We start from the raw sequence: 18,861 nt of genomic DNA, 5'->3' as shown, positions 1-18,861 counted from the left end.
TCCTCGTATCGTCAGCGCGGCGCGGCGCCTTCGGCCATGCGCGCGACCAGCAGCGGCGCGATCAGCGCCGTGGCGGCCGCGCGGGTCATCTGCGAATGCAGCAGCGGCACTTCGAGCGTCTGCACCGCATCGGCGTAGGGTTGCCAGGTGGCGGCCTGCAGCTGCGGCTTGGCCGCGTGGTCCAGGCCCGCGCGCACGTGCACCAGCGTGCCGGCCATGCGCCGGTGGTGGTGCTCGCGGATCAGGCGGTTGGTGTCGGTCACCACGCGCACCACGCCCTGCAGCGCGGCTTCGGGCAGGTGGCCCAAGGCGCTGTCACCGGCACGCAGGAAGGCGATGAGCTTTTCGCGCGTGTCCAGCTCGGGGTGGCCTTCGGGGTCGTAGCCCGCGATGGCCAGCAGCGCCCGCAGCGCCTGCTGCGGCGTGGGTTCGGGTTCGTGGCGCCACACGTCCGCCGGATAGGCGTCGAGCATCGCCACCAGGCCCACCGTGCGGCCCTGCTGCTGCAGCGCCACGGCCATGGCCTGCGCCAGGATGCCGCCCACCGACCAGCCCATGAGGTGCACGGGGCCCGTGGGCTGCAGTTCGCTCACGCGCTGGGCGTACCGGGCCGCCAGCGCGTCGATGCTGGCCGGCAGCGGCACCGCGGGGTCGAGCGCGGGTGACTGCAGGCCCCACACGCTGCGCGAGGGCGTGCCGCGCGTGTCGTCCAGCAGTTGCGGATGCGCGATCACGAGCGCCAGGTGCCGGTAACCCCAGGCGATGCCACCCGCGGGGTGGATCACGAACAGCGGCGCCTGCTGCGGGTCGCCGGCCGCGAGCTGGATCAGCGGCTTGAGCCCGCTGTCGAAGCGCACCTGCTCGCTGTCGACGGCCGCCGCCAGCGCCGCGATGGTGGGCGATTCGAACAGCGCGCCCAGGCCCGGGTCGCGCCGCCACTGTTCCTGCACGCGCAGCAGCAGCTGCACGGCCGACAGCGAGTCGCCGCCCAGGCCGAAGAAGTCGGCATCGCCGCCCACGGCCAGATCCGCCGGCAGCGCCAGCACTTCGCGGAAGATGGCGGCCAGCGCCTCTTCGGTGGGCGTGGCGAGGGGGACTGCGCTGCTCGCCGCCAGCGCGGGCGCCGGCAGCGCGCGCCGGTCCAGCTTGCCGTTGGCGGTGACGGGCCAGTCCTGCAGCTCGACGAAGGCCGCGGGCACCATGTAGTCGGGCACGCGCGCGGCCACATGGGCGCGCAGCGCCTGCGCGTCGAAGCCCGCTTCGCCTTTCGACGGCTGCACGTAGGCCACGAGGCGCCGGTCGCCCTCGCGGTCTTCGCGCACGATCACCTCGGCCCGCACCACACCCGGGTACGAAGCCATGGCCGCGTCGATCTCGCCGAGCTCGATGCGCAGGCCGCGGATCTTGACCTGGTGGTCACTGCGGCCCAGGAAAACGACGGCACCGTCTTCCTCGCGCCAGCGCGCGAGGTCGCCGGTCTTGTAGAGGCGCTCGCCCGGGCGGTGCGGATCGGGCAGGAAACGCTCGGCCGTGAGGTCGTCGCGGCCCAGGTAGCCGCGCGCCAGCTGCACGCCGCCCAGGTACAGCTCGCCCGCCACGCCCGGCGGCAGGGGGCGCATGCGCGCATCCAGCACATAGAGGCGCGTATTCCACACCGGGAAGCCGATGGGCACGGGCAGGCTCAGGTCGCGCGGGTGCGCGTGCCAGTGGCTCACGTCCACCGCCGCTTCGGTGGGGCCGTAGAGGTTGTGCAGCTCGGCCGACAGCGTGGCGTGGAAGCGGTCGCGCAGCGGCGCGGGCAGCTCTTCGCCGCTGCAGAACACGCGCCGCATCGTGAGGCCGCGCGACGCCGGATCGGCCAGGAAGGCCGCCAGCATCGAGGGCACGAAGTGGCAGGTGCCGATGCGCTGCTCGCGCAGGATGCGCGCCAGCCAGGCCGGGTCGCGGTGCGCCTCGGGCGGCGCGATGACCAGCGTGCAGCCGGTGATGAGCGGCAGGAAGAACTCCCACACCGACACGTCGAAGGTGGCGGGCGTCTTCTGCAGGATGCGCTCGTCGGGCCCGAAGCCGTAGTGCTGGCGCATCCATTCCAGGCGGTTGACGATGGCGCGGTGCTCGATGAGCACGCCCTTGGGTTCGCCGGTGGAGCCCGAGGTGTAGATGACGTAGGCCGCGTGCTGCGGCTGCACTTCGGGCAGCGGTTCGGCCGTGGCGACGGGCTGCGTCGCCCATTGCGCGGGGGCCAGCGTGGGCAAGCCGTGCGGCAGGCGCATCGCGTCTTCGGGCCGCACCAGCGCCAGCAGCGGCTGCGCGAGCTGCACCACACGCGCGAGGCGCTCGGGCGGATGCGCCAGGTCCAGCGGCAGGTAGGCGCCGCCGGCGCGCTGCACCGCCACGAGTGCGATCAGCAGTTCGAGCGAGCGCGGCAGCGCCACGGCCACGCGCGTGTCGGCCCGCACGCCCTGCGCGCGCAGCTGCTGCGCGAGGGCCTGCGTGCGCGCGTCCAGCTCGGCGTAGCTCAGCGTGGCGCCTTCGAATTCGAGCGCGATGGCCTGCGGGCGTGCGCGCATCTGCGCCTGCATCAGCGCGACGAGCGTGGTGTCGGGCACCGCATGCTCGGTGGCGTTGAGCGTGATGAGGTGGCGCCGCGCCTCTTCGGGGCTGGCCAGCGGCGCGTCGTCCACCGTGGCCGCATCGAGCGCGGCCTCGATGAAGGCCTTCAGGCGCGTGAGGTGCGATTCGACCGCCGCTTCGCTGTACAGGCCCGGGTTGGCCTCGATCTCCAGCAGCAGCGACTGCACGCCGTCGCCGCGGAAGCCGAGGGTGATGTCGTCGATGGGACCCGTGCCCAGGATCTGCAGCGCGCAATGCAGGCCCGGCAGCCGCAGCGGCTTGTAGAAGGGCTGCACGTTGATGAGCGCGCCGTGCAGGCGGCGCTGGCCGCCCAGCAGGCCCAGGTCGCGGCGCAGCTGTTCGCTGCGGTAGCGGCCGCGCCGGCGCGCCTGGATCTGCGCCTTGGCCAGCTGCGCGATGAACTCGGCCAGCGGCTGGCCCGGCTGGGCGGCCACGCGCAGCGGCAGCACGTTCATCACGGTGGCGGTGGCGCGCGCGCTCGCGCTGCCCAGGCGGCCCATGGAGGGCACGCCCACCACGGCCTCGGCCGCGCCGGCCATGCGCTGGCAGTACAGGGCCGTGAGGGCGGTGAGCACGTCGGGCCACATCTGGCCCTGCGCCTGGGCGAAGGCCAGCACGCGCGCGCGCCAGTCCTCGCTCAAGGGCAGTGTGCGGCGGTGGCAGAAATGCGCGGGGGTGGCGCGGCCCGGCGCGAGCCCCGCCACCTCCGGCAGGGGCGTGAAGGCCGCGCGCCACCAGGCCGCTTCGTCGCTGCGTCGCGTGCTGGCGCGGTAGGCGGCGTCTTCGTCGATCACGCCGGCGAGCGAGGCCAGAGGCGGTGGCACGGTGGCGGCACAAGCCGCGTCGTCTTTCGTCACGGCCTGCGTGTAAAGCTGCGCCACGCGCTCGCCCCACAGCGCCATGCCGTAGCCGTCGTTGGTCAAATGGTGCGCGCGCTGGTACCAGCAGAAGGACTGCGGCCCCAGCACATACAGGCGTTGCAGCGCCAGCGCGTCGCGCAGCGGATCGAGCGGCGTGCCCATGTCCTGCTGCATCGCGGCCTCGGCCGCGGCGCGCGGATCGGCCAGCGCACGCAGGTCCACCACCTCCAGCAACGGCACGCGGGCGGGGTCGATGGACTGCACGGGCTCGCGCGCTTCATCCCCCTCGGGCAGGCGCAGGTGCAGCGCCAGCGACTCGCACTCGCGCGCGGCCTGGTTGGCCGCCTGCGTGAAAGCCTCCACGTCCAGCGGCCCGTCGATCCACAGGCCGTGCGCCGTGTTGAAGCTGGGGTTGGCGGGCGCCAGCTGCTGCGCGTACCAGAGGCCGGCCTGCGCCTCGGTGAGCGGCCAAGTGCTGGCATGACTCACGCGGCCTCCCCGGGCCACGCCCCACGGACCACGCGCCACATGCCACCCATCTCAGGGCAGCCACGGGACCGGCTTTGCCGAACCGTCGGCTGCGCCCCCTTCGCGCAGCAGAAGGGGGAGCCGCGAAGCGGCTTGGGGGTTGCCGTCATTCTTGAATACCTTGGCGGGCCGACAGCACCTTCCACCAGCCTTCCAGCGTGGTGTGCTCCGCCAGGTCCGAGAAGTCGATCTTCAGGCCCGCCTCGTTCCAGCCCATGATGAGGTTGAGCATGCGCATGGAATCCAGCCCCACGTCCATCAGGTTGTCGGTGAGGGCGATGTCCTCGGGCGCCTCGCCCACCATGCGGGCCACGTCGGCACGCAGCTTTTCCAGGGTCAGGACGGGGGTGGAGGCAGTCGGATCGGTCATGGCAGAAAAACAGTCAGCAAGCGGCGCGCCTCACACACGCGGCGCGCCTGGAAAGAAAAATCGATGAAAGAGTTCAGCCCTGCGCGGGCTGCGCTTTTAGGAACTCTTCGCGCAGTCGGGCGCGCAGCTCCTTGCGGCTGGTCTTGCCCACGGCGGTGGTCTCGAAGGCCTCGACGAACACGATCTGGTCGGGGATCTTGTACGCGGCCACGCCGCGCGCGCGCATCCAGGCCTTGAGCGCGGGACCGCGGGGCTTGTCTTCACCCGCGCGCGGCGCGTTGGGAATGACGAAGGCGCAGATGCGCTCGCCCAGGTATTCGTCGGGGATGGACACCACGGCCACGTCGAAGACCTGCGGATGCGCGAGCAGGTGGTCTTCCACCTCCTCGGCCGAGATCTTCTCGCCCGCGCGGTTGATGTGGTCGTGCGCGCGGCCCTGCACGTTCAGGTAGCCCTCGGGCGTGCGCAGCACCACGTCGCCGGTGCGGTAGAAGCCGTCGTCGGTGAAGCTGCGCGCGTTGGCCGCGTCGTCGTTGTGGTAGCCACGGATGGTGTACGGCCCGCGCGTGAGCAGGTAGCCGGGCTGACCTTCGGGCACCGGCTGGCCGTGGTCGTCCACGATCAGCACCTCGTCGTCGGGGCTGATCGGCCGGCCCTGGGTGTTCAGCACGATCTCCTGAGGGTCATCCAGGCGCGTGTAGTTGACCAGCCCTTCGGCCATGCCGAAGACCTGCTGCAGTTGGCATTTCAGCCCCGCCACCACGCGGCGCGCGGCCTCAGTCGTGAGCTTGGCGCCACCCACCTGCAGCACGCGCAGGCTCGAAAGATCGTGCGCGGTCGTCTCGGCGGCCTGCGCCCACAGCAGCGCCAGCGGTGGCACCAGGCCCAGGTCGGTCACTTTTTCGCGCGCGATGAGCGGAAAGGCCGCTTCGGGCGAGGGCGAAGGCGACAGCACCACCGTGGCCCCGGCATAAAAGGCGCCCATGGCGCCCGGCGAGCTCATCGGGAAGTTGTGCGCGGCCGGCAGCGCGACCATGTAGACGCTGTCTTCGCCGATGCCGCAGATCTCGTTGCTGGCGCGGAAGCTGTAGATGTAGTCGTCGTGCGTGCGCGGGATCAGCTTGGACAGGCCCGTGCTGCCGCCCGAGATCTGCAGGAAGGCGACCGACTGCGGATCCGGGTCCTGGTTGGGCAGCAGCGAAGGGTCGGGCTGGAAGGCGTCGAAGTCGGCGAACTCGGCCGCGTCGCCGCCCACGATCACGGCCTGGCGGAAATGCGGCAGCTCGCCGGCCTCCTTGCGGGCCACCAGTTCGCGCGCCAGGAGGCGGTAGTCGTAGGCCTCGTAGCTGCGCAGCGCCACATAGGCCGCGGCCTGGGCCTTGTGCATGAAATGGCCGATCTCGGTGATCCGGTGCGCGGGCAGCGCATAGACCGGCACCAGGCCGGCGCGGAACAGGCCGAAGACCACGCTGTAGAAGGCCGGCACGTTGCCCAGCTGCACCACCACGCGGTCGCCGGGCGAAAGGCCCAGCGCCAGGAAGCCGGCGGCAGCCGTTTCGGCGCGCTGCCACAGCTCGGCATAGCTCCAGCGCTGGCCGCTGCCCACCACCGCCGTGCGCGCGCCCAGGCGCTGGGCACGCTCGCGCAGGAAGGCCGGGAAGGTCTCGCCGCGCCAGTAGCCGGCTCCCCGATATCGGCGAACGAAGGCGTCGGGCCAGCTCTGGCGCAGGGGAATCAGGGGTTCAGGCATGGGCACAAGGCGGGATTCGCTCGGAAACGAGCCCGCCATTGTCCACCATCAACAAGAATCATTCTTATCGCGGACGTAAAGCCACGCTGAGGGAAAGTGTGAGCAGCGCGGCGCCCACCAGGGCATAGGGCGCGCCTGGCGCCAGCCGGTAGACCAGGGTGCCGATCAGCGGCCCCAGCACCATGCCCAGGCCCTGCGCGGCCGACAGGTTGCCCGCGGCCGCGCCCTGCTCGTGCGCCTGCACGGCATTGGCGGCCATGGCCTGGAAGGTGGGAAAGATGAAGCCCATGCCGAAGGCCGCGCAGCCGTACGCCGCCAGCAGCGCCGCCTGCGAATGGATCCAGAACACGCTGAGGAAACCCAGGCCCGAGATCAGCGCGCCGACCCACACCCAGCGCAGCGGCGGCACGCCCCTGAGGCGCATCACCAGCTGCTGCGACAGGATCAGCGCGCAGCCCACGGCCGTGAGCGCCAGGCCCGCCACGCGCGCGCCCTCCTCCTCGCGCAGGCCGAAGCGGTCGATGGCGAAGAAGCCCACCGACACCTGCGCCACCGCCACCGAAGCCATGGCGATGAAGGCCGTCAGCACGGGCAGGCGCAGGCGGGCGTCCCACAGGCCGATGCCGCCCTTGCCGCCCGGGCCGCCCGCGGGCGCAGCCACCGGTGCGCGCGCGGGCAGGCGCAGCGCGATCAGCACGAAGGCGATGGCCGGCAGCGCCGCCGCCGCGTAGAGCGCCAGCCCCAGGTCGCGCGAAGCCAGCCAGCCGGCCGCCGCCGGCCCGGCCACCATGCCCAGCGCGTTGGCCGAGCCCAGCTTGGCCATCACCACCCCGCGCGAGGCGGGTGGCGTGTGGTCGGCGATCACGGCCGCCGCCGTGGGCGGCACCGCGGCGTAGAAGGCGCCCACCAGCGCCCGCGTGACGATCAGCAGCGCCACCACGGCCACACCGCCCAGGGCGCCGCGCAGCGCCAGGTCCACGCCCAGCGCCATGCCCAGGTAGGTCAGCGCGAACACGCCCAGGCCCACCAGCAGCACGGGCTTGCGGCCCGCGCGGTCGCTGGCGCGGCCCCAGGCGCGCGCCAGCAGCATCCAGAAGATGCCACCGGCGGTCACCGACAGCCCGGCCACCCATTCGGGCAGGCCCAGGCGCCGCACGGCCGGGCCGATGACGGCCACGTAGGCCATCATGGCCATGGTGCCCAGAAGGGCCGCCAGCAGCAGCGGGTACAGGCGCAGGGGCGCGGCGGCGGCGGCCGAAGGCATGGCGGCCGCCCGCGGGGCGGCGCCGGAGGAAGGGGGAAGCGCAGAGGACATGAAGCAGATCCGGCAGGGCCGGCCCGCACGCCGCAGCGCGCGAAGCCGGCGCATCCGGTGCCGCCAGGGAAGCTGGCGCAGGCTGGCGGGCGCTCCGTGCGAGCGGAGGGCCCCGGCGCGGTACCAGACGCGAAGGGACTTGGAAAGGGAAGGCGCCGCAGTGTATCGCCGGGCTTGCACCGACGCCCGCGCGGCCATTGGCCGATGCCGCCCGGCCCCGCATGTCCTACGACACCCCACGAGCCGCACCGACCCCGGGCGCGCGGCCGGGCTCTTTAAGGTGCGCCTGTCCGCAATGCAGACATCCGGCCGGTCCCCGGCCACCACCCACCCAAGGAGCACACCATGAACGCATCGAAGATCCAGCTGTCCATCGCCGCCGCCGCCCTGGCAGCCGCCGGCGCCGTCGTGGCCCAGGGCACGCCGCCGAACCCCAACGTCGCCAACCCCGCCCTGGGCGCCGGCCAGCAGACCCAGCAAGGCACGTCGATGGGCACCACCGGCGTGCCCACCCCGGCCCCCGGCGGCACCACGGGCACGATGCAGCAGGCCCCCGCCACTTCGTCGGGCACGGCCGTCGCCCCCGCCACGCCGTCGGCACCGCCCAGCACGAACATGGACGCCCCCATGCGTCCGGCCCGCGCCGACCGCGGCTGATCGCAAGGATCGCTGCCATGACCCCCGCCGCCCCGCGCCGCACGCTGATCGCCGGGTTCGTCCTGGGGCTGGCCGCGCTGGGCGCGGTGGTGATCGGGGTGCCGCCGGCCGATCCGGCGGGCACCGCCCATTCCCTCGCACCGAGCGCCGAGCCCTCCGGCGCGCCCGCGGCACCGCTGGCGCCACCCGCTTCGCAAGCCGTGCCGTCCGACGCCGGGCTCTCGCTGGCGAGGCATGTGCCGCGCAGCGACCCGCCACCCCTGCCCACCCCGCCCGCCGGACTGACGCCGCCAGTGGCCACGCTGTGGACCCGCGTGATGATGCAGGCGGACAGCGGCGGCGCGCCCTTCGTGATCCTGGACAAGCGCGCCGCCCGGCTCTTCGTCTTCAATGGCGAGGGGGAACTGCAGGGCCAGTCGCTGGTGCTGCTGGGCCTGGCCGTGGGCGACGACTCGGTGCCCGGCATCGGCCAGCGGCCCATCGCCCAGATCCGCCCCAGCGAGCGCACCACGCCCGCCGGCCGCTTCGTGGCCGAGCCTGGCCTGAACCACGAGCACGAAGACATCGTCTGGATCGACTACGACGCCGCCGTGTCCATGCACCGGCTGCGCGACAGCGCGGCGCCGGCCGAGCGCCGGCCGCAGCGCCTGGCCAGCGAGTCGGTGGCCGACAACCGCATCTCCATGGGCTGCGTCAACATCCCGCCGCCCTTCTACGACGCCCACATCCGCCCGACGCTGGGCCAGGGCGGCGGCGTGGTCTACGTGCTGCCGGAAACGCGCAGCCTGGAGAGGCAGTTCCCGCACCTGTTCGCCGACGCGCCCGGGCCCGGGTCCGCCGCGCGCGCCAGCGCCCCGCCGGGCACGCGCACCGCGTCAGTCCTCTGAAAAAACGCGCACGCCCGGTGCACCGGCGCTCATCCGGCCGATCACCGCCGCATCGGTGAAGCCGCCCTTCGCAAAGAGCTCCAGCACCTGCGCCGCGGCTTCGGGCGCGCAGGCCACGAGCAGGCCGCCCGAGGTCTGCGGGTCGGTCAGCAGCGCGCGCAGCGTGGCGTCCTCCGTCACGGCGCCTTCCACCTGGGCCCCGTAAGAAGCCCAGTTGCGCCCCGAGGCGCCGGTGACGATCCCGCGCGCGGCCAGCGCCTGCACGCCGGGCAGCCAGCGCAGCGCGCCGCTGTCGAGGTGCGCCGCCAGGCCCGCGCCGCGCGCCAGTTCCAGCGTGTGGCCCAACAGGCCGAAGCCGGTCACGTCGGTCAGCGCATGCACGCCCGGCAGCCGCGCGAGTTCGGTGCCGGGGCGGTTGAGTTTCGTGGTCGCCTCGATCATGGCCGCATAGCCCATGGCGTCGAGTTCGCCCTTCTTCAGCGCTGCCGACAGGATGCCCACCCCTAGGGGCTTGCCGAGGACCAGCACGTCGCCGGCCTGCGCGGTGGCGTTGCGCTTCAGGTGCGCGATCTCCACGATCCCGATGCCGACCAGGCCGTAGATGGGCTCGACCGAATCGATGGAATGCCCGCCCGCCAGCGGGATGCCGGCCTCGCGGCACACCGATTCGCCGCCTTCGAGGATCTTCGCGATGACCTCGTGCGGCAGCACGTTGATCGGCATGCCGACGATGGCCAGCGCCATCAGCGGCTGCGCGCCCATGGCGTAGAGGTCCGACAGCGCATTGGTGGCCGCGATGCGGCCGAAGTCGCGCGGGTCGTCCACGATAGGCATGAAGAAGTCCGTGGTCGCGACGATGGCCTGCCGCTCGTTGATGCGGTAGACGGCCGCGTCGTCGGCGGTCTCGGTGCCCACCAGCAGGTCGGGGAAACCCATTTTCGGCAGGCTGCTGCGGGCCAGCAGTTCGCTGAGCACCCCCGGCGCGATCTTGCAGCCGCAGCCGCCGCCGTGGGACAGGGAGGTGAGGCGCGGGGCGGAGTCGGTGGCAGCAGTCATGGTTCGGAATGGATGGGGGAAAGGGGGCCGCGAACGGCCGCGGTCTCACATGAAGTTTCGCGTATGCAGCGCCGACAGCCGCTCGGCCTCGGCGCGCTCGAAGCCCAGGCGCAGCAGGCGCGTGAAGCGGCCGTCGGCCATCTCGCGCATGAGCTGCTGCACCTTGGCAAAGCCGGCGGCCACGGCGGCGGGCGTGAGCGCGCCGGCGCCGATGAGCACCAGCGCGTCGAACACCTCCTCGTTCAGGCCCGCGGTGCCGGCCAGGCTGTCGTGCCGCGCCTCCACGGCGTGCGCGAGGCGCCCGCGCATCGCCGGCTCCTGCTGCAGGCGGTACAGCAGGTGCGACATGCCGAGCGCCACATGGCGCGCCTCGTCGCGCGCCGCCAGCTTCGCGATCTGCCGCGTGAGCGGATCGGGCGCATGCGCGGCCAGGAACTGCAGCAGGTTGACGAAGGTGCCTTCGCCCAGCACCGACAGCAGGAAACCCGCGACGGAGAAGTCGGGCTCGTCCAGCAGGCTCTTGAGCGAGGCCTGGCCGCCCGCCGTGGACAGCGCGGGCTCGCCGCCGCCCAGGCGGATGCGCCTTGTGAAGACCTCGATGTGGCGCGCCTCGTCGGCCACCTGGATCGCCAGCGCGGCCTGCAGCTCGCGGTAGTGCGGGTGGATCTGCCCGAGAAAGCGCGCGGGCACGAGCAGCGCCGCGTTCTCGTTCTCGACCATGTAGGTCATGACCTGGCGGATCGCGGCTTCGACCTCGGGCGGGTGGGTGAAGGCCACCTGCCAGTCCAGCGCCACCTCCGGGTCCCACTGCGCGCTGACGGCCTGGGCATAGAGCTCGGCCGCGTTCTCGGCCCAGACCTCGTCCTTGCGGTCCAGCCGGAAGGCGATGTCGGGCGAGCCCGCTTCCACGCGGGCACCGCGCGCGGCCAGCCCCCAGTGGGCGCGGGCCTCGGGCAGCACCGCGCCGGCGGCGCGCGGGTCGGCATGGCCGGTGTGCGCGGCGTCGCGCCAGCGGCCGGCCTCGGCGGTGCCGGGCGTGACATGCGCCAGGCGTTGCGACGCATCGGCCCACGCCAGCGCATGGCCCTGCGCGCGGCACCAGTCGGCCAGCTGCGCCTGCCAGCCCGGTGCCTGGCCGGTCACGCGCAGCGATGCGCCCTCGGGCAGCGTCGCCAGCGCATGCTTCACCAGCAGGTGCGCTCCGGCGTCGAAGCCCAGCGTCTCAATATCGATAGTCGGCGGCAACGATGTTCCCGAGCGCGTCATAGAAGCCCTGTTCGGTGGCCGCGCGCTCCAGCAGACGGAAGTGGTCCGCGCGGCCCGGGCGCCACTGCTTCAGGCCTTCCAGCTCCAGCAGCGGCCGCACCTGGGCGTCGTTCCAGTCCATCGCCAGCAGCAGGTCGGCGAAGCGCTGCGTGGCGGCGGCGTCCACACCGGGGCTCACGGTCATCGTGCAATGGTCGTACCGCCCCGTGGTGGCCAGCACGCGCGTGCCGCCCGCGGGCAAGGTGCCTTCCTTGGCAAAGGCGCGGTGGTTGCCGGCGATCATCCAGCTTGCGGCCACTTCGCCCTGGAGCATGGCCAACGCCGCATCGCGCTCGCCGCCGATGTGGTCGCCATGCTTGCCGCCCAGCACATCGAAGCGGCGCACCTCGTAGTCCCGGCCCGGCACCAGGCCACCCTCGTGCTGCAGGTGGTCCAGCGGGATCAGCGTGGCCTGCGGCGAATCGATGGCGCCAAAGCCCACCGTCCGGCCCTTCAGGTCGGCCAGGCTCTGCGCCGGGCTGTCGGCCTTCACGACCAGCACCGACTGCAGGTCCTGGTCGGTGTCGCGCATCACGAGCGACTGCACCGCCTGCCCGCGCGCACGGGCCATGCGGTCGGCGCGCACCCAGGCCAGCGGCGAGTTCCAGGCAAAGGCGATGTCGCCCGTGAACTGCGCCTGCACCTGCGTCTCGTAGTTCGAATAGAGGATGTAGTCCATCGCGAAGCCGCGCTCGGCCAGGTAGGTCTTGAAACCTTCCCAGATGGTGACGACCTTGGGCGCATACGCGACGGCGCCCAGCATGAAGGGTTGGGGTTGGCTCATCGTCGGGCTCCTTTTTTCTGTTCACGCCGCCTGGGCCTTGGCCGCGGCATCGCACAACGCGCTGCCGATGAAGTCGTACAGCACGTCCGAGGTCGGCGCCATGACCGAGGCCGCCCGCGCATCGCGGAACAGGCGCTCGATGCCGACGTCCTTGCGGAAGGCCGCGCCGCCGCAGATGCGCATCGCGGTGTCCGTGACTTCCAGCGCGGCCTCGGCGGCGCTGGCCTTCACCTCCAGCACGCGCAGCATCGTGTCGGGCCGGCCGGCGGCCATCGCGGCGAGGGTGTCATCGCGCAGGGTGCGGGCCTGGTCGGCGCGGATCTGCGCGCGCGCCAGGTAGGCGCGGATGGTGGGCAGCTCCGACAGGCTCGTGTCGCTTTCGGCAAAGCGGTTCTTCACCAGGTGGGCGGTGGCGCGCGCCAGCGCGCCGTCCATCAGCCCGATGGAGCTGGACGCGATCAGCGTCGCGAACACCGGCAGCTCGTCGTTGTTCATCAGGTCGCCGCCCTGGCCGTCTTCACCCAGCAGTGCCGTGGCCGGAATGCGCACGCCCTCGCCCTTCACGGGGGCCGAGGCATTGCCGCGCAGACCCAGCCCGTCGAACACGGCGGTGCGCGCGAGGCCCGCGGCCTTTGCGTCGACCAGCCAGATGCTCGACGCCCCGTCGCCCTGCGTGGGGCGCGAGGACCACACGTACGAATCGGCCTCCGCGGCCGAGGTGACCATGCTCTTGAAGCCGTCGAGCACCACCTGGTCGCCCTCGCGGCGCGCGGTGCCCACGGGCGCCCAGAAGTGGCTGCGCGTGCCCATCTCGGACCAGGCCAGCGTGGTGATGTGCCGGCCGGCCGCGATCGCCTGGCGCACCTGCTGCGGGCCGTACTTCTCGATCAGCACCGTGCCGGCGTAGTGCATGGTCAGCACCATGGCCGTGGCGGGGCAGTCCTGCGCGATGCGCTGCACCACCTGCGCTGCTTCGGCCAGGCCCAAGCCTTGCCCGCCCACCTCCGGGCTGCTCACCAAGCCCAGCAGCCCGGCCGCGCCCAGCGCGTCCAGCGCCTGGCGCGGAAAGCGCGCCTCGCGGTCGGTCTCGGCCGCGGCGGGCGCGATGATGTCACGGACGATGGGTTCGAGGGCTTGCAGAAAGCGCATGAGGCAACTCCGGGGTGAGGGTCGGAAAGACACTTCGAGCCGCCGCGGCATGCCCTGCATCTGCGTCCACAGGCCCCGCCCCTCGCGCGGGCCGGATCGGCCGCCTGGCGGCGGCCCCTGCGCCGACGCAGCGGGTGCGTGCGGCATGTGACTTCGGTGCAGACCTGCAACAGCGACTCACGATGGAACGCCCCGCGAACGGCAGCGCCCCGCCCATTATGGCGGCGGCCACAATCCGCGCTCAGACGAGGAAACGAGCATGCACGAAATCATCTGCCCGCACTGCGGCAAAGCCTTCAAGATCGACGAGGCTGGTTACGCCGACATCCAGAAGCAGGTGCGCGACAAGGAGTTCGACCGGCTGCTGCACGAACGCCTGGAGCTGGCCGAGCGCGACAAGCGCAATGCCCTTGCGCTGGCCGAGGCGCGCCTGGCCAGCCAGTCCAGCGCGGCGGTGGCCGCCAAGGAGGCCGAAATCCAGGACCTGAAGGCGCGCCTGGACAGTGAGGAAGTGGCGCGCCGCCTGGCGGTGGCCGAGGCGCTGGCCGCCCTGGAGCGCGAGCGCGATGCGCTGGCCGGCGAACTGCAGCAGGCCCGCCAGGCGCAGCAGGCCGCGGCCGAACTGGCCGCCGCGCGCCTGCAGAACGAGTTGCAAAAAGCCGCCGCCGCGCAGGCCGCCGCGCTGCAGAAGACGGCCGCGGCCAAGGACGCCGAGTTGCAGGCCCTGAGCGCCCGCCTGGCCGCCGCCGAGGTCGCGCAACAGCTCGCCATCACGCAGGCCGTGGGAGCGGTCGAGAAGGAGCGCGACACGCTGCAAAGCCGCCTGGCGCGCGCCGCACTCGAAAAGGAACTGGCCGAGAAGTCGCTCAAGGACAAGTACGAAACGCAGATCAAGGACCGCGACGACGCCATCGAGCGGCTGCGCGACATGAAGGCGCGCCTGTCGACCAAGATGGTGGGCGAGACGCTGGAGCAGCACTGCGAGACCGAGTTCAACCGCATCCGCGCCACCGCCTTCCCGCGCGCCTACTTCGAAAAAGACAACGACGCGCGCAGCGGCAGCAAGGGCGACTTCATCTTCCGCGACAGCGACGAGGCCGGCACCGAGATCGTCTCGATCATGTTCGAGATGAAGAACGAAGCCGACCTCACGGCCACGAAGAAGCGCAACGAGGACTTCTTCAAGGAACTGGACAAGGACCGCAACGAGAAGGGCTGCGAGTATGCGATCCTCGTGTCTTTGCTCGAGCCCGAGAACGAGCTCTACAACAGCGGCATCGTCGACGTGTCCTACCGCTTCCCGAAGATGTACGTGGTGCGCCCGCAGTTCTTCATTCCCATCATCACGCTGCTGCGCAACGCGGCCATGGGCGCGCTGCAATACAAGAACGAGCTGGCGCTGGTGAAGGCGCAGAACATCGACATCACCAACTTCGAGACCCAGCTCGACAGCTTCAAGAATGCGTTCTCGAAGAACTACGACCTGGCGTCGCGCCGCTTCGCCACGGCCATCGAAGAGATCGACAAGTCCATCGACCATCTGCAGAAGACCAAGGACGCCCTGCTCGGCGCCGACCGCAACCTGCGCCTGGCCAACGACAAGGCGCAGGACGTGACGCTCAAGAAGCTGACGCGGGGCAACCCGACCATGGCGGCCAAGTTCGACGAACTGAAGAAGGCCGGCAGCAACGGCAGCCGCCGCCCGCAGCTGCCGCCCGGCGGCACGCCCGAGGCGCCGGAGTTGCCGGGCATGGAGTGAGACGGGGGGCAAGGCACCGTGCCCCCACAGCAAGCTCAGCCCGGGTCAAGCCGCGTGAACTGACTGCGCGACAGCAGGCGCCGGAAGTCGCGGTCGAAAGTGACCAGATGCTCGCCCTGCTGAATGACCGCCGCGGCCAGCCAGGCGTCCGGCAGGTCGTTGGCCGTCAGCCCCTTGTCGATGCAAAGCGCGCGGAAGACGGGCCATTCGTCGCCGAGCACCGGCGCACGCACGCCTGGTGCCTCCAGCAAAGCGTCGACGAAACGCATGGCTTCGGCGACGGGTGTGGGCTGAGAGAAGATTCGGGGATGCGTGACCAGTCGCAGGAAGCTGGCGGTCACCATCGGCTGCAGGGTGAGAGGCACCGCGCTCTCGGCCTCGGCCAGCGCAGCCAACAGCCATTCGCGCGCACTGGCGTGATGCGGATGGTCGCTGCGCGAGGCGGCGACCAGCACATTGACGTCGGGCGTCATGAATCGGCGGCGTCCAGCATTTCCTTGTTGCTCAAGCCGCCCAGCCCCGGCGCCAAGCCACCCTTGCCGTGGAACACCGGCAGGCTCCGCGCGGCGCCGCGCTTCGGCACCGCGTTCAGGCGCAGTTGCAGGCCCTCCTCGATCAGCCGCGTCAAGCTCGTGCGCTGCTGTGCCGCCAAGGTCTTGGCCTGGGTGACGAGGGCGTCATTGAGATTCAGCGTGGTCTTCATGGCATCCACCGGCTTCGATACAGATATCTGTATTTTATCTAGCGATGGACACCCTGACTTCACACCCGCTCCAGCACCGTCGCAATCCCCTGCCCGCCGCCGATGCACTGCGTCGAAAGCGCGTAGCGCCCGCCCGTGCGCGCCAGCAGCGCCGCCGCCTTGCCCGTGATGCGCGCGCCGGTGGCGCCCAGCGGGTGGCCGATGGCCAGACCACCGCCGTCGAGGTTGACGGTGGCCGGATCCAGGCCCAGGTCGCGGATGCAGGCCAGCGCCTGCGAGGAGAAGGCCTCGTTGATCTCCACCACGTCCAGGTCGGCCACCGTGAGGCCCGCGCGTGCCAGCGCCTTGCGCGTGGCCGGGATCGGGCCGATGCCCATGATCGCCGGATCGACGCCGACGCTCGCGAAGCTGCGCACGCGCGCCAGCGGCTGCAGGCCGTGGCGGGCCGCGAAGGCGTCGCTGGTCACCAGCACGGCCGCCGCACCGTCGGTCAGCGGCGACGAGGTGCCCGCCGTCACCACGCCGTCGGGGCGGAAGGCGGGCTTCAGGCCGGCCAGCGCCTCCAGCGTGGTGCCGGGGCGGATGCAGCCGTCGGCGTCCACCACTTCGCCGCTGGCCAGGCGGATCGGCACGATCTCGTCGCGCAGCCGCCCTTCGTCGCGCGCTGCGGCGGCCTTCTGGTGCGACTGCAGCGCCAGCAGCTCCTGGTCGGCGCGGCTCACCTGCCACTGCGCGGCCACGTTCTCGGCCGTGTCGCCCATCGAGATGTAGGCGTCGCTGTTCGCCAGCAGCTCGGGGCTGGGCGAGAAGTTGAAGCCGCCCTGCGGCACCATCGTCATGGACTCCACGCCCACGCACAGAAAGGCCTCGCCCATGCCGGCCTCGATCTGCGCGGCCGCGATGTGCACCGCCTGCATGGACGAGCCGCAGAAGCGGTTGACGGTCATGCCGCCCACTTCCTGCGGCAGGCCGGCCAGCAGGCCGACGATGCGCGCCAGGTTGTTGCCCTGCGCCGCTTCCGGATACGCGCAGCCCAGGATCACGTCTTCGAGCAGCGCCGGGTCCAGGTCGGTGCGCTGCAGCAGGCCCTGCACCACCTGCGCGGCCAGCGTGTCGGGCCGCACCTCGGCCAGGCGGCCCTTGCGGGCGAAGTGGAAGGGCGAACGCGCATAGGCGCTGATGACGGCTTTCATGAAGGGCTCCTTGGAGGGAAAGAAAGGGAGAGAAAAGGGATCAGGCCACCACCGGGCCTGCTGCCACGGCGTCGCGCGCAGGGGCCGCGGACGCCGCTGCCGCCGCGCGCGGCGGCGCGCTGACTGCGTCGAGCCGCGCCAGCTGGGCCGGCGTGAGCGCCAGACCGGCCGCCCCGAGGTTGGAACGCAGCTGCGCCAGCGAGCGCGGGCCGATCAGCGGCTGCGCGCCGCGGCTGGCCACCCAGGCGATGGCGACCTGGTCCGGCGATGCGCCCAGCTCGCCCGCGATGGCCAGCACCTCGTCGAGCACGGCCGCGCGCTGCGGCGTGTCTTCGGCCTGGAAGACCTCGCCGCCCAGGCCCTGCGCCCGGCCCTGCTCGCCTTGGCGGTACTTGCCGGTCAGCATGCCGCCGCCCAGCGGCGACCAAGTGACCGGCGCCACGCCCAGGGCGCGCGCGGCGGGCAGCAGGTCGGCCTCGGGCGCGCGGTGCACCAGGCTGTATTCGAACTGCGCGGCCGCGATGGGCACGCTGCGCGTCAGCTCGGCCAGCGTCACCGCGCGCGCCAGGCGCCAGGCCGGGAAGTTCGACAGGCCCGCGTAGAGGATCTTGCCGGCCCGCGCCAGATCGTCCAGGCCGCGCACGATCTCGTCCGAGGGCGTCACGCCGTCCGGGTGATGCACCCAGTACAGGTCGATGCGGTCGGTCTGCAGCCGGCGCAGGCTGGCCTCGACCGAGGCGACCATCGCCTTGCGGCTGTTGCCCGTGACCAGCCGGCCCGCCTGCGGCGCGGCGCCGTTCGTGAACTTGGTGGCCAGGAAGAACTCCTCGCGCCGGCCGGCCAGCAGGCCGCCCAGGATCTCTTCTGACTGGCCGAACTGGTACACGTCGGCCGTGTCGATGACGTTGCCGCCCGCTTCCGCATAGGCGTTGAAGATGGCGGCGCTCTCGGCCGCATCGGCGCCGTGGCCCCAGCGCTGGCCGAAGTTGGCGGTGCCCAGCGCGATCTGCGACAGCGCGAGGCCGGTGGTGCCGAAGGTATGGAACTGCATGGTGGTGCCTTCCTCCTGGGCGCGCGTGGCTCAATGCAGCGCCGCGTAGCGCGGCGCGGGCGTATTGCTCGACAGGTGCGGCGCCAGCGCCTTGCGCGCGGCCTCGAAAGCCTCCCAGTGCGCCACGGACTGCAGCGACGGAATGGTCACGGCCTCGCCGCGGTCGAAGCCCACCAGGGCCGCGTCCACCATGTCTTCGGCCCGCATCACGATGCGCGCGTCGAGCTGTTCGGCCGGCAGCCCGCCGGCGGCCCAGAAATCGGTGGCCGTGGCCCCCGGCAGCACGGCCTGCACCTGCACGCCCTGGCCGGCCAGCTCGTGCTGCAGCGACTGGCTGAAGGCCAGCAGAAAGGCCTTGCTGCCGCCGTACACGCCGTTGAGCACCTCGGGCGCCACGGCGACGATGGAGGCGATGTTGATCAGCGCGCCGCGCCCGCGGGCCACAAAGCCGGGCACCGCCGCGTAGGCCAGCCGCATCGGCGCCGTCACGTTGAGCGCCACCATCTGCGTCATGCGCTCCACGTCGCTGGCCAGCAGCGGCGTGTGCGTGCCGATGCCCGCGTTGTTCACCAGCAGCGTGATGCTCGCGTCGTGCCGCAGCCTGTGTTCGACCGTGGCCAGGCCGTCGGGCGTGGCCAGGTCGGCCGGCAGCACTTCGACCGCGCGGCCGGTCGCGTTGCTGATGTCGCGCGCCAGGGCGTTGAGCCGCTCGCGCTGGCGGGCGACCAGCACCAGGTCGTAACCACGCCGCGCCAGCCGCTGCGCGTACAGCGCGCCCATGCCGGTCGAGGCGCCGGTGATGAGGGCCGTGCCGAGTGAAATCGAAGTCATGAGAGGGAACTCCTTGCGAGCCAGTGGAT

General features: G+C 72.0%; 16 protein-coding genes. 3 read left to right on the top strand and 13 right to left on the bottom strand.

Features of this window, described 5'->3' with window-relative positions; genetic code table 11:
• Positions 1–11 precede the first annotated feature (11 nt).
• The 4 genes from LG388_RS17060 to LG388_RS17045 form a co-directional block, all read right to left on the bottom strand.
• Positions 12–3,983, bottom strand: coding sequence for a non-ribosomal peptide synthetase (locus LG388_RS17060; RefSeq protein WP_225783927.1), 3,972 nt, complete (start codon positions 3,981–3,983; stop codon positions 12–14).
• A gap of 145 nt (positions 3,984–4,128) precedes the next feature.
• Complete coding sequence (locus tag LG388_RS17055; protein ID WP_225783926.1) at positions 4,129–4,392, bottom strand: phosphopantetheine-binding protein; 264 nt, start codon at positions 4,390–4,392, stop codon at positions 4,129–4,131.
• Positions 4,393–4,465: 73 nt separating this feature from the next.
• On the bottom strand, positions 4,466–6,142 hold the full coding sequence (locus tag LG388_RS17050) for a (2,3-dihydroxybenzoyl)adenylate synthase (protein WP_225783925.1): 1,677 nt from the start codon (positions 6,140–6,142) through the stop codon (positions 4,466–4,468).
• 64 nt (positions 6,143–6,206) lie between these two features.
• Positions 6,207–7,457, bottom strand: coding sequence for an MFS transporter (locus LG388_RS17045; protein ID WP_225783924.1), 1,251 nt, complete (start codon positions 7,455–7,457; stop codon positions 6,207–6,209).
• 345 nt (positions 7,458–7,802) lie between these two features.
• Between LG388_RS17045 and LG388_RS17040 the strand changes: the two genes are divergently transcribed.
• Together LG388_RS17040 and LG388_RS17035 are read left to right on the top strand one after the other, a co-directional pair.
• Complete coding sequence (locus LG388_RS17040) at positions 7,803–8,114, top strand: proteophosphoglycan ppg4 (RefSeq protein ID WP_225783923.1); 312 nt, start codon at positions 7,803–7,805, stop codon at positions 8,112–8,114.
• A 17-nt stretch (positions 8,115–8,131) separates the two neighbouring features.
• Positions 8,132–9,001, top strand: coding sequence for a L,D-transpeptidase (locus LG388_RS17035; protein ID WP_225783922.1), 870 nt, complete (start codon positions 8,132–8,134; stop codon positions 8,999–9,001).
• Here LG388_RS17035 and selD read toward each other — a convergent pair.
• Genes selD through LG388_RS17015 form a run of 4 tightly spaced genes read right to left on the bottom strand, consistent with a single transcriptional unit; the run spans position 8,990 to position 13,295 of the window.
• Complete coding sequence (gene selD, locus LG388_RS17030; protein ID WP_225783921.1) at positions 8,990–10,057, bottom strand: selenide, water dikinase SelD; 1,068 nt, start codon at positions 10,055–10,057, stop codon at positions 8,990–8,992. The genes LG388_RS17035 and selD overlap by 12 nt on opposite strands.
• A 45-nt stretch (positions 10,058–10,102) precedes the next feature.
• Complete coding sequence (locus tag LG388_RS17025) at positions 10,103–11,323, bottom strand: ferritin-like domain-containing protein (RefSeq protein WP_225783920.1); 1,221 nt, start codon at positions 11,321–11,323, stop codon at positions 10,103–10,105.
• Positions 11,280–12,146 (bottom strand): phosphate/phosphite/phosphonate ABC transporter substrate-binding protein, encoded by an 867-nt coding sequence (locus tag LG388_RS17020; protein WP_225783919.1) that lies wholly within the window; start codon positions 12,144–12,146, stop codon positions 11,280–11,282. The genes LG388_RS17025 and LG388_RS17020 overlap by 44 nt, the downstream gene beginning before the upstream one ends.
• A gap of 21 nt (positions 12,147–12,167) precedes the next feature.
• A complete protein-coding gene (locus LG388_RS17015) occupies positions 12,168–13,295 on the bottom strand; it encodes an acyl-CoA dehydrogenase family protein (protein ID WP_225783918.1) in 1,128 nt (375 codons plus the stop codon).
• 259 nt (positions 13,296–13,554) lie between these two features.
• Between LG388_RS17015 and LG388_RS17010 the strand changes: the two genes are divergently transcribed.
• Positions 13,555–15,054 carry a DUF2130 domain-containing protein gene (locus tag LG388_RS17010; protein WP_225783917.1) on the top strand — a complete coding sequence of 500 codons (1,500 nt, stop codon included), beginning with the start codon at positions 13,555–13,557 and terminating at the stop codon, positions 15,052–15,054.
• A gap of 35 nt (positions 15,055–15,089) precedes the next feature.
• Here the strand turns inward: LG388_RS17010 and LG388_RS17005 are convergent, their stop codons facing one another.
• Genes LG388_RS17005 through LG388_RS16985 form a run of 5 tightly spaced genes read right to left on the bottom strand, consistent with a single transcriptional unit; the run spans position 15,090 to position 18,832 of the window.
• Positions 15,090–15,527: a TA system VapC family ribonuclease toxin gene (locus tag LG388_RS17005; protein ID WP_225783916.1), complete on the bottom strand. Its 438-nt coding sequence runs from the start codon at positions 15,525–15,527 to the stop codon at positions 15,090–15,092.
• The gene (locus LG388_RS17000) at positions 15,524–15,757 is read right to left on the bottom strand and encodes a DUF6364 family protein (protein WP_225783915.1); all 234 of its coding nucleotides are present in this window, start codon (positions 15,755–15,757) and stop codon (positions 15,524–15,526) included. Before LG388_RS17000 ends, LG388_RS17005 begins: the two co-directional genes overlap by 4 nt.
• Before the next feature lie 59 nt (positions 15,758–15,816).
• Positions 15,817–16,950 carry a thiolase family protein gene (locus tag LG388_RS16995; RefSeq protein ID WP_225783914.1) on the bottom strand — a complete coding sequence of 378 codons (1,134 nt, stop codon included), beginning with the start codon at positions 16,948–16,950 and terminating at the stop codon, positions 15,817–15,819.
• Between the two features lie 40 nt (positions 16,951–16,990).
• Positions 16,991–18,001, bottom strand: a complete 1,011-nt coding sequence (locus LG388_RS16990) for an aldo/keto reductase (RefSeq protein WP_225783913.1) — start codon at positions 17,999–18,001, stop codon at positions 16,991–16,993.
• A 30-nt stretch (positions 18,002–18,031) separates the two neighbouring features.
• A complete protein-coding gene (locus tag LG388_RS16985) occupies positions 18,032–18,832 on the bottom strand; it encodes an SDR family oxidoreductase (RefSeq protein WP_225783912.1) in 801 nt (266 codons plus the stop codon).
• Positions 18,833–18,861 lie beyond the last annotated feature (29 nt).

Source organism: Xenophilus sp. Marseille-Q4582 (assembly GCF_916700565.1).
GTDB lineage: Bacteria > Pseudomonadota > Gammaproteobacteria > Burkholderiales > Burkholderiaceae_C > Xenophilus.
The sequence above is the reverse complement of the archived record's forward strand: the minus strand, read 5'-3'. Positions and strand labels throughout refer to the sequence as shown.